The sequence below is a fragment of the Tautonia sociabilis genome, assembly GCF_003977685.1.
Classification (GTDB): Bacteria; Planctomycetota; Planctomycetia; order Isosphaerales; family Isosphaeraceae; genus Tautonia; species Tautonia sociabilis.
In genome coordinates, this window is the sequence record NZ_RYZH01000017.1 from 1 (window position 1) to 13,410 (window position 13,410).

The following is a 13,410-nucleotide window of genomic DNA, read 5'->3' on the forward strand; positions in this document are numbered from 1 at the left end:
GGGGGGCCAGTGGGGTTGGTCGCCGCCGCGGGCGGAGCGGACGGCGCACGTACATGATCGATTATATCACGGGCCAGTCAAGAAACAACATCAGAGCACGCTTCGGGCGCCTCCGGGCCCGGAATCGTGACGCCGGACCGCCGCCCGCCGGGTCCGGCACGGCCCTCGCGGCGGCCATCGCCGCGATCCAGCACCGGAAGCATATCGAATCGTACTTGTTTTGCAAGTCATTATTCGCTCGGATTTGTGAACGCGCCGGGGCGGCCGAGGCCCGCCCCGGCCGCCGCCGGTCAGCGGTCGAGCAGGCGTCGGATCTCACCGTCGAGATCCGCGGGGGTCCAGGAGTTCCCCTCCTCCAGCCGGGCGAGCGTCCCGTCCGGGGCGATGACGGCGGTGCTCAGCGTGTGTCGGATGGCGGCGCCGTCGGGCCCGTAGGACAGCCCAAGCGGCCAGGAAACCTTCGCCAGTTCCTCGTGCGAGGCGACCGCGTAGGTCCACAGGGGAGGGTCGGCGCCGACCCGGCGGGCGTGGCTGGCGAGCACTTCGGGAGTGTCGTGCTCGGGATCGAAGCTGACCGACAGCAGCCGCACCCGCTCGGTCCGTTCCGGAGAGCGGGCGACCCGATCCGCCAGCTGGGCGAACTTGGCGTCCATCAGTGGGCAGAAGTTCGGGTCCGGGCAGCGGGTGAACACGAAGGTCAGGACGACGACCTTGCCCCGCAGGTCGGACAGCCGGAGCGGTTCCCCCTGTTGCGTGGTCACCTCGAAGTCGGGGACAAGCTGGCCGGGTTCGAGCCTCGGCGGCAGCCCGGGGGGTGAGACTGAGCCCGGTTCGGCCCCCGGGGGCCGGGGAGGGGCGGGGCGGGAGACGACCAGGTCGACCAGGTCGAGCGCCGTCACCTCGCCGCGATCCCCATACTCGACGCGAAGCGTGCCGACCACCTCGTCATCGACAACCGTGTCCTCGAGCAGGGCCCGGTCCTCGGGGTGGAAGTCCATAAGCATCGCCGGCATGAGGCCGGGGATGTCCTCGTGGTCGATGGAGACGACTCCCGAGTCGGGGTCGACGTGGCGGACAACGCCCTCGAACGAGAAGGTGGCAACCTCCCCGGGCTCGGGTGTTTCCGGGGTCGGGGAGGCCGCCTCGGGCGGCCGGGGAGCCGTCGCGTCGCAGCCCGTCGCGAGAGGAAGGGCCGCCAGGGCGAGGCGAGTCAGCGTTCGGATCGAGCCATTCGGGGAGGGCATATCAGCTGCGGGTCGCGGGGGGGAAGGCAGTCGGGGAGGATTTCTTATGGTTATTCTATAATCTCAATGCGCGAAATCGAGATTCCACCGCCTCGATTCGTTCCGCTTCGGGGCCCCCAGACCGGCCTTGGGCGCCGGACTGGGGATGGTCGCTTGCATTACATCCTGATCATTCGTCTACGGGCCCGAGCCAGCCAGCCGGCCGACCGCCCCGGCAAGGTCTGCCGGTGATCGCGGTCGATCGGGCCCGACGGGTGAGATCAGTAGGGGAAGCGATCGTCGACGGGGCTCTCGGACAGTTCGGTGAGGAACGAGGCGAGGCGGTCGACGACGATCTCGGTGACGGCCCGGCCCTTCTCGGCCGAGGCGGGGTGGGGGTTGCCAGCCCCGGAGTTCGTGGTCAGCAGGTGCCAGGGGCGGGTGATCCCGACCCAGCCGCGGTTGACCGCCTCGAATCGTGTCTTGGCCATCGAGCCGTCGTCGGCCCGCTCCATCCGGACCAGTTGGGGAAAGTAGGCCAGTCCCATGCTCGTTTCCAGTTCCCCGGCGTGGTCGCCGGCGTCCTCGAAGAGTTCACCGAAGCGATCCTTCGCCACGTTATACCAGTCGCAGAGGAAGAGGTGAACCTTCGTCTTGCCGAATGATTCGCGCATATACCACTTCAGGGAGTTCCCGCCGTGGCCATTGAGCAACACGCACTTGAGGATCCCGTGGGTTTCCAGCGATGAGACGAGGTCGGTCAGGACCCGGGCGACGGTGCTCGGGTTGAGGTTCATCGCCAGGGGAAAGCGCATCTGGTTGGTTTCGGTGCCGTAGGGTAGGGCGGGCAGCAGGACCACCCGGGCTCCGCGCTCGGCGGCCCGAGCGCAGGCGAGCCGGCCGATCACCTCGACCTGGATCGTATCGGTGCCGTAGGGCAGGTGCAGGTTATGCGGCTCGGTCGCGCCGAGGGGAATCACGGCCACCTCGAAGGGGGGCATCGAGCGGACGTCGTCGTAGGTCAGCTCGGCGAGGTTCCAGCGTTCCATGGTCGTGGTGGTCTCCCAGGAGGGCGGCCCGGATGCCTCCCGTCGCATCGGCCGAACCGACCCGAAGCCCATTCTAGCGCCCGGGCCCGCGTGATGCGCGGGTTCCTCGCTCCCCCATGATGCCCGAAGCCGGGGGCCGGCGAGGCGGTCGGGCGAAGGGCGGGGCAGAGCGGCGCCCAGAGGGCATCAAGACGATCGCCGTCCCGTCTGGCCCCGCGCCACCGACGGCTGGCCTCCGGCTCCGTCATGCTCCTCCATCCTCGACGCGACGAGGCCGATCAGCCGGGCAGGTCCCCGGCCTCCATCCGGGCTCGGGCGGCGGGGTCGCGCAGGTCGAGGCCAAGGCGGAGGCCGTTCTGGGCAGCGAGGAGGCTGCGGGTGGCCAGCGCGGAGGCGAAGGGGTGGGAGGGGACGACGTGCTGGGGGTCGGACAGTTGCTCGGCCAGGGCCAGCGACGACCGGGCCAGCTCGGGGGCGCCGGCGGCTTGCCAGAGCCATCCCATCCAGAAGAGCATGCGTCGATAGAGTTCCAACTGATCTCGGAGGCGATGCTCAAACAGGAAGCGATAGGCTCCGGCGTCGCGACGGGGGTCGGGCGGGGCGCCTCCCCAGCGGAGCAGCAGCTCCTCGGCCAGCTCGAAGGTGAGGTCGGAGTCGTCGATCCAGCCGGGGCAGGCGTCGAGCACGTCGTCGACCCGGGAGGCCATCTCCTCGAACGGGGGGGGATCGAGCAGCGGGGACCGTTCGGCCGGGTCGAGGGCCAGGCCGGAGAACGGGCGGGGGCCGAGGGCCGGCCCGGCGGTGCGCTCGAGCCAGAAGCGGAGGGCGGGGGTCGTGCCGGGGCCGCAGAGCAGCAGCGCGCCGGCCAGCAGGCCGAGGGCCAGCTCGGGGGCCCCCTCGACCTCGTCTCGGCCGGGATGGCCGCGCAGCTCGGCCAGCAGGGCCGCTCCGGGCTCGGGGTCGGCGATCGGGGCGATCCGGCCGACGACCGCGACCACGCCGGCCATCACGTCGCAGCCGAATGCCGAGCAGACCCGGAGGCCGGCCCCGGGATCGTCGGCCACCAGGGCGACCTGGCCTCGTCCCCGGCCGTCGAGCCCGGTGACCAGGCTCGCGACGATCCTCGGCGCCGGCCGAGCCGCCGGCAGGCCCGGGCCCGAGGGGCCCCGGTTCCCGAGCCGCCTGCTCGCCCGGGAAGAGACGTTGGGATCGGGGTGGTGGGCCGCCAGGTCGAGCCAGGCCCGCGACACCGGGTCGTCCCCGGCCGGGCCGCCCGGCTCGGCGGGGCTGGCGGCCTCCAGGGCGTCGAGGGCCGATCGGCGAAGGGCCGGGTCGTGGGCGTAGCAGAGCAGCCGGAGCAGCTCGGCGGTGCCCGGGCCGATCGGGCCGCCGGCTCCCAGCTCGGCGACGATCTCGGCGCGAACGTCGGGCTCGATCTCGGCCAGCCCTTGCAGCGGGATCCAAACGTCTTCCGGCTCCTCCTCGATCTGCTCGATCAGCCCGTCGAGGGTGGCGTCGTCGCCGTCGAGGGCCTCGATCAGCTCCTCCCGAAGTGCGAACAGCTCGGGCCGGGCCTCGATGCGGCCCGAGCCCTCCAGGACCTGGAGGGCCCGGTAGAGGAGGTCGACCGGCAGGTCCGGCTGGTCGAGCAGGGCGTCGGCCAGGGCGTCGAAGAGGTCGGGGTCCCCCATCGCCTCGACGACTCGGACGGCGGCCAGGCCTCGGGGACCGCCGAGGTCGGCCAGAGCGGAGCGGACGGAGGCCGAGAGGAGGTCGGGGTCGATGGAGTCCAGCGCCGGGTGATCGAGGGGCTCCCCCTCGGTGTCGGGGAGCAGGGCCGCCTCGTCGAGCAGCAGATCGGCCTCGTTGGGCCGGGAGTCGTCGCCGGGGTCGGACTCCGGGGCGATCGGGTGCCGGGGCATCGGGGGCGGCTCCTCGGTCCGGGGGACGCATCGGGATCCTTCCCCGCGATCTCGGGCGTCCCGGTCGCGGGCATTCTACGCACCGGCCCCGCGGGCGGTCCATCGGGCCGGCGGCTCGACGAGGGGAGGGGTTGCCGGTAAGGTCGAGGGGCGATCATGCGAGCCGACGACGCCGACGACCTCCCCGAGGGCCCTCGCCATGACCGTCGCCCCCCCGCCCTCGTTCCCGCCGCCGACCCCCGCCCGGGGAAACCGCCCCCCGGGACCGAAGGGGCACTGGCTCAAGGGGCACCTCCGGGAGTTCCGGCAGGATCGCCTGCGGTTTTTGACCGACTGCTCCCGATCCTTCGGCGACGTGGTGGCGATCCGGCTGGGGCCGAGGCGAATCTGGGCCCTGAACCACCCGGAGCTGGTCGAAGAGGTGCTCGTCCACCAGAACCGGAAGTTCACTAAGCACTTCGCCCTGAAGTCGGCCAAGCCGACACTCGGCGAGGGGCTCCTGACCAGCGAGCACGACTTTTGGCGTCGCCAGCGCCGGCTCTCGCAGCCGGCCTTCCACCGCGACCGGATCGCCGGGTACGGCGCCGTCATGGTCGAGGCCGCCGAGCGGATGCTCCGGGGCTGGGCCGACGGCCAGCGTCGCGACGCCCAGGCCGACATGATGCGGCTGACCCTGGAGATCGTCACCAAGACGCTCTTCGACGCCGAGATCGCTCGGGGAGCCGACCGGGTGGCCGACGCGATGGAGATCCTCATGGTGAACTTCACCCGGAGGGTCAACCGAATCGTTCCTCTACCCCGTTGGCTGCCGGTGCCGGAGAACGTCCGGTTCCGGAAGGCGATGGCCGTCGTCGACCGCACGATCGAGGAGATCATCGCCGGCCGACGCCGGGAGAAGGCCGACCGGGGAGACCTGCTCTCGATGCTCCTGCTGGCCACCGACTCCGAGGGGGACGGCGGGGGGATGTCCGACCGGCAGCTCCGAGACGAGGTCGTCACCCTGTTCCTGGCCGGGCACGAGACGACGGCGAACACGATGGCCTGGATCTGGCTGCTGCTGTCCCGGCATCCCGAGGTCGAGGCCCGGCTGCACGACGAGCTGGACGAGGTGCTCGACGGCGGCCGACGGCCCCCCGAGGCGGCCGACCTGCCCCGGCTGCGCTACACCGACGCGGTCGTGACCGAGGCGCTCCGCGTCCTGCCGACGGTCTGGCTGCTGGGCCGGGAGGCGATCGAGCCGGTCGAGATCGGCGGCTACCGGGCCCCGGCGGGCACGACCATGTGGATGAGCCAGTGGGTCATCCATCGCGACCCCCGCTGGTTCGACGCCCCGGAGTCGTTCGTCCCTGATCGCTGGCTCGACGGCCTGGCCCACCGCCTCCCCCGCTACGCCTACTTCCCGTTCGGCGGCGGGCCGAGGGTCTGCATCGGCAACCACTTCGCCCAGATGGAAGCCGTGCTCCTGCTGGCCGCCATCGCCCGTCGCTTCCGGCCCCTGGTCCCTGAAGGCGTCTCCCCCCGGCCGATCCCGACGATGACCCTCCGCCCCGAGGGGGGCCTCCCGGTCATCCTCCAGGAACGCCGGCCGGCGGCCCGAGGGACGTGATCGCCAGAGCCGGTGCGCGGATCGGTGCGCTCCGGCCCGCCGGGCCGACTGGCGGGAGCGAGGGGAGAGAAAAGAACACAAAACATTTCAGAACAAGACTTTACGACAATCACTCCGGCATCGTGATGGCCCCCCTGACCGCGATTCGTTGGGTTCGTTCCGCCAGTCGTCGGCGCTCCGACCGCCTGAGCGTCGACGACCACGCCGCCTGGTGATCCGATGGGTTCGCTCCGCCAGGAGCCGCGGCCCCCGGGCGCTTCTCCCGACCGGGCTCCGGAGCGGCCGGAGCCCCAGGCCCGGCCCCCCATCAAGCCCTCCCTCCGGAGGAGCCGAGCCCCGCCTCGCCAGCGAGCCGGAGCCCAGGCCGCCGAGCCGCCATCACCCCCCCGATGGGGAGTCGGTGCGCTCCGGTGCGCCGATCGGTGCGCTTCGGTACGCCAACCGGCCTCGCCAACAGAATCGCGAGCACAACCAACGTTAACCGTTTCAATCATTCGACTTACAACACACGCTGCGACGCGGTCCCGGGCGATCGGACGGCGTTGCTTGGGTTCGTTCCGTCACGGGCGCGCCGCGGATGGGAGGGGTTGGGAACGGTCGATCGGAGGACGTCCGGATTGTCAACGAGCGCGGTCCGGCCGGGATCGAGCGCACGGCCTCACACCGGAGATCATCTGGAATGAATGGCCTGGGAGTGATCCGAACGGAATGACGGCGTTTCTCCCCCGGCTCTCGTAAAGCGCAACAGGCGGCAGCGGGAACAGCTTGCTGTAATCGCCACAAAGCGAGTGGCCTTCAGATCACGGAGCGGACCTCGTCCCACCTCGCTATCATTCCTCCACGGAGAAGATCGACAACCTCTCGTCGAGCGTGCGGCGGATAACACATAATCGTGCACGTCGCGAGATCGACTCCGAGTCTGGTTAAAACCCCCGAGCGCAACGACTCGATCAAAAAGATGGCTACCAAGTGCTAGGTCGTTCGGATGGATGGAATCTCCCCTCGGACAGGGAACGAACGAAGCGAGGCGGAGTCGGGGCCCAAGGAGGGGACGATGATCTCGGAGCATTCTCCAACCGGAGGGGTCCGATTCGAGGTCGGCCGGAGGCTTCGCGATCAGCCATGGAGGCCGGCATGGAACAGGGGTATCTGAATTTATTACGCAAGGTCCGGCAGAATGGGGTCCGGAAGCCGACCCGCGCTTTGCTTCGATCAACCGGAGAAAAAATCGACGCCCTCAGCCTCTTCGGCGCACAGGTCCGCTACGACTTGAGTTGTGGTTTCCCCGCGATCACGACAAAGCGACTGGCTTTTGGTGCGGTCGTTCACGAACTGATCTGGTTTCTGAAGGGCTCGCCTGACATCTCCTACCTCCATGAACACGGGGTCAGAATCTGGGACGCTTGGGCCGACGAGCAGGGGAACCTCGGGCCGGTTTACGGTAAGCAGTGGCGGTCCTGGGCCGCACCGGACGGGAGGACGATCGACCAGATCGCGGCCGTGGTGCGGGGGATCGAGCGGCTGAAGGAGGACCCGACCGACCCGGTTGGACGGCGGCTGATCGTCTCGGCGTGGAACCCGGCGGACATCGAGGCGATGGCGTTACCGCCGTGCCACACGATGTTCCAGTTCTCCCTGACCGAGGGGAGGCTGTCGTGCCAACTCTACCAGCGGTCGGGGGATCTGTTCCTCGGGGTGCCCTTCAACATCGCCAGCTACGCGCTGCTGACGCACCTGGTGGCCCATGTGACCGGGGTTCAGGTCGGCGAGTTCATCCACACGATCGGCGACGCCCACATCTACTCGAACCACCTGGAGCAGGTGGACGAACAGCTCTCCCGATCGCCCTTCCCGCCGCCCACCCTGCGGATCGATCCGGCGGTGTCGAGCCTGGATGAGGTCCGGAGGGAGCAGATCGTGCTGGAGAACTACCGGCACCATCCGACCCTCAAGGGCGAGGTGGCAGTCTGAGCGTCGGGGCGGTCGGGGACACTGAGGTTTACCGATGAGGGTGGCGCTGGTGGTGGCGACGAGCCCGGACGGGATCATCGGAAAACACGGGGAGATCCCCTGGCACCTGCCGAGGGACCTGAAGCGGTTCCGGGCGATCACGATGGGACACCCGATCGTGATGGGTCGGCGCACCCACGAATCGATCGGGAGGGCGTTGCCCGGACGGCTGAACATCGTCGTCTCGTCGCGAACCGGCTGGAAGCCCGAGGGATGCGTCGTGGCTCACTCTCCGGACGAGGCGTTGCGGATCGCGGCCGAGTCCGGCGCCGAGGAGGCGATGGTGGTCGGCGGGGAACAGCTCTACCGGTATGTCCTGCCGATCTGCGACACAATCCACCTGACCGTGGTCGAGGGCCGGTTCGACGGCGACGCGAGGTTCCCGATCGAGGCCATCCGGCCGGAGCAATGGGCGGTCGAGCGATCGGAGCAGTGGCCGAGCGACGATCGGAACCCCGATCCGCACCGTTACGAAGTGCTGCGCCGCCTCGCTCCGGGATGAGCAACGACGGGCTGGCCCGGAGACTGGCGGGCGATCAGAATGGGTGGAAACGCCTCCGGCCCCGGATCCGTTCTCCTCGCCCTCAGACGCCCCGATCGATCGACCGATCGGTTGATTGATTGATTGATCGGCCGACCGAGCCCGCCCCATGACCCGCAAGATCCGACTGCAGAAGCCCGGCAACGACCGCCTGCGCGATCGCTTCGAGCGCGAGCTGAACCCGGCCCAGCTCGCGGCGGCCACGGCGCCGGACGGGTTCAACCTGATCCTGGCCGGGCCGGGGTCGGGCAAGACCCGGGTGATCACGTACCGGGTCGCCTACCTGATCGCCCGGGGGGTGAAACCCGAGGCGATCATGCTCGTGACCTTCACCCGGAGGGCGGCCCGGGAGATGGTGTCTCGGCTGGAGGGGCTGATCGGGCCGAAGGCGGTGAAGGTTTGGGCGGGGACGTTCCACCACATCGGCAACCGGATCCTGAGGAAGTCGGCGAAGGCGGTGGGGTACGACCCGAACTTCACGATCCTCGACGGGGAGGACCAGCGCGACCTGGTGAGGCTGGCGATGGAGGACGCCGGCCTGGTGGGCACCGGCCGCTTCGCGCCGAAACCAGCGGCGGTGCAGCACCTGATCAGCTTCGCCTTCAACGTGAAGCGCCCCCTGGCCGAGCTGGTCGCCGAGCGCCACCCCGACTGGTTCGACTGGACCGAGCAGGTTGTGGCCGCCGCGGCCTGCTACGCGAGGCGCAAGCGGGCCAGCAATTGCATGGACTATGACGATTTGCTCGGGCTGTGGAAGACGCTGGTGGAGGAGCACCCCGAGCATCGGTCGGCGATGGGGAGGATGTTCCGGCACCTGCTCGTCGACGAGATGCAGGACACGAACATCGTGCAGGTGGAGCTGGTCGAGGCGATCGCCCGGGCCGGCGCGGGGAACCTGACCGCGGTGGGGGACGACGCGCAGTCGATCTACCGGTTCCGGGGAGCCCATTACGACAACATCCTGAGGTTCCCCGACCGGAACCCGGGAGCCCGGGTCTTCCGCCTGGAGACGAACTACCGATCGACGCCGGAGATCGTGGCGTTCACGAACGCGTCGATCGCGAGGAATTCGGCCGGGTTCCCCAAGACGCTCGTCTCGGCCCGGGAGGGAGGCCCGAGGCCGGTGGTCGTCGCCACGGCCGACGCCTTCGAGGAAGCGGACCTGATCTGCCAGCAGGTGCTGGAGTGGCGGGAAGCGGGGATCGGCCTGTCCCGGATGGCGGTGCTGTACCGGAACCACCACGACTCGATCCTGCTGCAAGGGGAGCTGACCCAGCGGGGGATCCCCTACACGGTGCGCAGCGGGGTGCGGTTCTTCGAGCAGGCCCACATCAAGGATGTGCTCGCCTACCTGCGCGTGCAGGCGAACCCGAGAGACGAGCCGGCGTGGGCCCGGCTGCTGCCGCTGCTGCCGGGGATCGGCCCGGCGAAGTCGGCGAGCCTCCGGGCGTTCTTGCTGGCGTCGGACAGCCCGATGGCGGCGTTGGAGACGTCCGAGGCGATGAAGCTCGTGCCGGCCAAGAGCCGGGGGGAGTTCGCGGCGTTGGTGGCCGACCTGCGGTCGATTCGAGCGGCGGATCCGGAGTCGAACCCGTCGGAGGCGATCCTGGCGGTGCTTCGGGGGGGCTACCCGGCCATCGCCAAGGCGAAGTACGAGAACCCGGACCAGCGGCTGGCCGACGTGGAGCAACTCTCGGTGCTGGCGGCGCGGTACGACAGCCTGGACAAGTTCGTGGCCGACCTGCTGCTGGCCGGAGACGTGTACGGGATGGACTCGCTCGGCGAGGAGGCGGAGCCGGACGGTGAGCAACTGGTGCTGAGCACGATCCACCAGGCGAAGGGGCTGGAGTGGTCCCGGGTGATCGTCCCCCGGCTGGTCGAGCACGGCTTCCCGGGGGACCGGGCCCTGGCCGAGCCGGGGGGAGAGGACGAGGAGCGCCGGGTCTTCTACGTGGCCGTCACCCGGGCGATGGACGAACTGTGGCTGACGTATCCGCTGATGGTTTCCCGGCCAGGCCAGGGGAGCATCCTGACGACGCCGAGCCGGTTCATCACCGAGGTCGACCCGGACCTGTACGAGGTGGCGGACATCGAGAGCGAAAACGACCTGGCCTGGACCGAGGGGCCCAGGCCCTGAGCCGGCTCCCCGGCCGGCTCGGCCGTCCCGCCGAGCCGGGGTCGCAATCGCGGGAGGGAGACCCGCCGCTCGGCCCGGTTTCGGGAGGAAACCTCCGGGAGCGCTGCCGGATCGACCGGATCGCGGGGCCCGAGGCCGGCTGATCGGGGCCCGGCCCGAGTCGCGTCGGCCCGGACGGACGGTCAGTAGGTCTCGATCAGCAGGCGGCCGGAGTCCAGGAGCACTCGGCGGAAGGCGGGCCAGGAGATTCCGTCGCGGTCGGCCCGACGGCGCAGGACCGCCTCGATCTGGTCTTCCATCCCCTTCTTGCCGCAGATGAACAGCAGGGTTTCCTCGCGATCGAGGAGGTCCCAGAGCTCCTCGATCCGCTCTTCCATCCGATGGTGGACGTGCATGCGTTGGCCGTCGGCCGTCTGCTGCTCGCCGCTGAGGGCGTAGGAGACCCGGAAATTCGGACGGTCCCGGTACGAGGCGAACTCGTCGGCATACAGGCACTCGGCGGCCGATCGGGCGCCGAAGAAGAGGCGGACCTGGCCGGTCCAGCCGGGGTGCTCGACAAAGACCCGCCTCAGGAAGCCGCGGAAGGGGGAGACGCCGGTCCCGGTGGCGGCGAGGATGAGGTTGGATCGGGGGTCGTCGGGCAGCAGGAAGGACGTCCCGACGGGCCCGGTGACGAGGATCTCGTCGCCGGGCCGGGCGTCGCAGAGGAAATTGGAGGCGGCGCCGGGCAGGATGGCGCCGGTCTGGGGATCGCGGCGGACGACTCGCTTGACGCAAATGGCGGCCAGCCGGCCGGATCCGTCCTCCCCCTGTCGTCCGGAGGCGATCGAGTAGAGACGAAGTCGGCTGGCGTGGCCTCGGTCGTCGACGCCGGGGGTGAGGACGCCGAGGCTCTGGCCTTCGAGGAAGGGGTAGTCCAGGCCGCCGAGGTCGAGGACGACGTGGCGCACCTCGGGGGCGTGATCCGGGGTCAGCCGGGTGCTGGAGACAACCCGGGCGAGGCCGGGGGCCTCGGGCTTGTAGCGGCTCTGGGGGACGGGGCGGTCGGCATCGGGGGGCGATGGGGGCATGATGGATCCGGTCGCGAGGAGGCGTCGAGATCGAGGGGCGTGCCCCCGAGGGAATGGTCGGCGGTCGCCCCCCGTTATCTTGGGCCCGGGAGCGGGGGGGGTCAACGCGGGGGGACGGATCGTCCGGCGCCCGAGGCCGGAGCGACGGGGCTCGCCCCCCCCTCGACGCCCCCCGGGGGCTCATCCTCCTCCCGCCTCGGCCTCCTCGGGGTTGGGGGAAGGGCCAGCGCCAGAAGGAGGAAGCGGGGCACAGGAGAACAGAGACACAAGAGAACAGGAGAACAGGGGCACAAGAGAATCGAGAGAATCGAGAACACAGGAGCACAGAGGAACAGAAACACAGAGGCACAGAGGAACAGAAACACAGAGGCACAGAGGAACAGAAACACAGAGGCACAGAGGCACAAAGAAACAGAGGCACAGAAGTCAATCGTCCGGTTGAGCAAGTGGGAGATCGGCGGCGGTGCTGGGTGGCAGTCGGTTGAACAATCGGTAGGATGGCGGGGCGGGTCGGGGCGGGCGGCCGCTCCGACCAGGGGGAGGCGACAGCGGGGCGCTGGGATCGCGTCTCGGTCGGGTCGAGCCGGCCCCCGCAGCCAAACGGGAGCACGCCCCATGCGCGGATTGAAGCCGAGCCTGGCCCTGGGCACGATCGGGATCATCAGCCTCGCCCTCTGGGCCGGCGCCGCGGCGGATCGGCCCGGTGCCGCCATGGCCACCGCGGCCGGACGCTTCCTCGACGCCCTGGACGACCAGAAACGCGAGACGGCCACCTTCGCCTTCGACGACCCCGAGCGGCTGAACTGGCACTTCATCCCCCGAGAGCGCGAGGGGCTGCCGATCAAGCGGATGACCCCCGAGGAACGAAGCCTGGCCCTGGGCCTGCTGGCCACCGGCCTCAGCGCCGAGGGGACGGTCAAGGCCACGACCATCATGAGCCTGGAGCAGATCCTCCACGAGCTGGAGAACAACGCCCCGCACCGGGATCCCGAGCTGTATTACTTCAGCGTCTTCGGCGAGCCCTCGAACCGGGGCCGCTGGGGATGGCGGGTGGAGGGGCACCACCTGAGCCTGAACTTCACGATCGAGGACGGCGAGGTCGTCTCGGCCACCCCCGCCTTCTTCGGGGCCAACCCGGCGGAGGTCCGACAGGGAGACCGCGAGGGGTTGCGAACGCTGGCGGAGATCGAGGACCGGGCCCTGCGGCTGGTGCAGGCGCTGGACGAGAACCAGCGGCGGAAGGCCGTGGTCGCCGAGGAGGCCCCGAGCGACGTCCGGGCGGCCAACGCCCCCCAGCCGCCGACCGAGGAGGCCGTCGGCCTGACCTTCGACGACATGACCGACGCCCAGCGCACCATGCTCCGGGCCCTGATCGAGGCCTACGCGATGGACATGCCGGCCCGAGTGGCCGAGGCCTGGCTGACCGAGATCCGGGACGCCGGGCCGGAGACGATCGCCTTCGCCTGGTTCGGGCCGGCCGACCGGAACCAGCCGCACGCCTACCGGGTGCAGGGGCCGACCTTCCTGATCGAGTTCAACAACACGCAGAACAACGCCAACCACATCCACAGCGTCTGGCGGAGCATGCTCGGCGACTTCGGCCAGCCGATCGCCGCCGAGGCCGAGTGATCTCGGGGCCGGGGCGAGGCGAGGCGAGGTGAGGTGAGGCGTGCCTTGCCTCGCCCGGCGATGGCGCCACGCCTCCATCGCCGCCGTCACGGATCAACGCACGTTGATTCTCAGGAACACCCGTCCCGCCGGCCTCCTGGAGGCGTAAGTCGACTGCCATGAGCGCGGAAGACGCGTCCGGGGGCGCCGGCCGTGGGATCGGCCGCCCGGCGATCCGGGGGAT

General features: G+C 70.0%; 9 protein-coding genes. 5 read left to right on the forward strand and 4 right to left on the reverse strand.

The window, feature by feature from the left end; genetic code table 11:
• Positions 1–290 precede the first annotated feature (290 nt).
• From TsocGM_RS10305 to TsocGM_RS10315, 3 genes are all read right to left on the reverse strand, one after another.
• Positions 291–1,244: an SCO family protein gene (locus TsocGM_RS10305; RefSeq protein WP_126725235.1), complete on the reverse strand. Its 954-nt coding sequence runs from the start codon at positions 1,242–1,244 to the stop codon at positions 291–293.
• 260 nt (positions 1,245–1,504) lie between these two features.
• Entirely contained in the window at positions 1,505–2,272 is a 768-nt protein-coding gene (locus TsocGM_RS10310) for a creatininase family protein (RefSeq protein ID WP_126725236.1), read from the reverse strand.
• 278 nt (positions 2,273–2,550) lie between these two features.
• On the reverse strand, positions 2,551–4,194 hold the full coding sequence (locus tag TsocGM_RS10315; RefSeq protein ID WP_126725237.1) for a hypothetical protein: 1,644 nt from the start codon (positions 4,192–4,194) through the stop codon (positions 2,551–2,553).
• 199 nt (positions 4,195–4,393) lie between these two features.
• Here TsocGM_RS10315 and TsocGM_RS10320 point away from each other — a divergent pair, with 199 nt between their 5' ends.
• From TsocGM_RS10320 to TsocGM_RS10335, 4 genes are all read left to right on the forward strand, one after another.
• Positions 4,394–5,800, forward strand: a complete 1,407-nt coding sequence (locus tag TsocGM_RS10320; RefSeq protein ID WP_126725238.1) for a cytochrome P450 — start codon at positions 4,394–4,396, stop codon at positions 5,798–5,800.
• Positions 5,801–6,934: 1,134 nt separating this feature from the next.
• Positions 6,935–7,771: a thymidylate synthase gene (locus tag TsocGM_RS10325; protein ID WP_126725239.1), complete on the forward strand. Its 837-nt coding sequence runs from the start codon at positions 6,935–6,937 to the stop codon at positions 7,769–7,771.
• A gap of 34 nt (positions 7,772–7,805) precedes the next feature.
• A complete protein-coding gene (locus tag TsocGM_RS10330; RefSeq protein WP_126725240.1) occupies positions 7,806–8,312 on the forward strand; it encodes a dihydrofolate reductase in 507 nt (168 codons plus the stop codon).
• A gap of 148 nt (positions 8,313–8,460) precedes the next feature.
• Positions 8,461–10,488 carry an ATP-dependent helicase gene (locus TsocGM_RS10335; protein ID WP_126725241.1) on the forward strand — a complete coding sequence of 676 codons (2,028 nt, stop codon included), beginning with the start codon at positions 8,461–8,463 and terminating at the stop codon, positions 10,486–10,488.
• A 182-nt stretch (positions 10,489–10,670) separates the two neighbouring features.
• Here TsocGM_RS10335 and TsocGM_RS10340 read toward each other — a convergent pair whose 3' ends face one another.
• Entirely contained in the window at positions 10,671–11,558 is an 888-nt protein-coding gene (locus tag TsocGM_RS10340; protein ID WP_126725242.1) for a ferredoxin reductase domain-containing protein, read from the reverse strand.
• Between the two features lie 615 nt (positions 11,559–12,173).
• Between TsocGM_RS10340 and TsocGM_RS10345 the strand changes: the two genes are divergently transcribed.
• Positions 12,174–13,187, forward strand: coding sequence for a DUF3500 domain-containing protein (locus tag TsocGM_RS10345; protein ID WP_126725243.1), 1,014 nt, complete (start codon positions 12,174–12,176; stop codon positions 13,185–13,187).
• Positions 13,188–13,410: the final 223 nt, after the last annotated feature.

Coding starts and splice junctions, on each gene's coding strand:
- TsocGM_RS10345 (WP_126725243.1), top strand. CDS start 12,174: ATGCGCGGATTGAAGCCGAGCCTGGCCCTGGGCACGATCGGGATCATC.
- TsocGM_RS10340 (WP_126725242.1), bottom strand. CDS start 11,558: ATGCCCCCATCGCCCCCCGATGCCGACCGCCCCGTCCCCCAGAGCCGC.
- TsocGM_RS10335 (WP_126725241.1), top strand. CDS start 8,461: ATGACCCGCAAGATCCGACTGCAGAAGCCCGGCAACGACCGCCTGCGC.
- TsocGM_RS10305 (WP_126725235.1), bottom strand. CDS start 1,244: ATGCCCTCCCCGAATGGCTCGATCCGAACGCTGACTCGCCTCGCCCTG.
- TsocGM_RS10315 (WP_126725237.1), bottom strand. CDS start 4,194: ATGCCCCGGCACCCGATCGCCCCGGAGTCCGACCCCGGCGACGACTCC.
- TsocGM_RS10320 (WP_126725238.1), top strand. CDS start 4,394: ATGACCGTCGCCCCCCCGCCCTCGTTCCCGCCGCCGACCCCCGCCCGG.
- TsocGM_RS10325 (WP_126725239.1), top strand. CDS start 6,935: ATGGAACAGGGGTATCTGAATTTATTACGCAAGGTCCGGCAGAATGGG.
- TsocGM_RS10330 (WP_126725240.1), top strand. CDS start 7,806: ATGAGGGTGGCGCTGGTGGTGGCGACGAGCCCGGACGGGATCATCGGA.
- TsocGM_RS10310 (WP_126725236.1), bottom strand. CDS start 2,272: ATGGAACGCTGGAACCTCGCCGAGCTGACCTACGACGACGTCCGCTCG.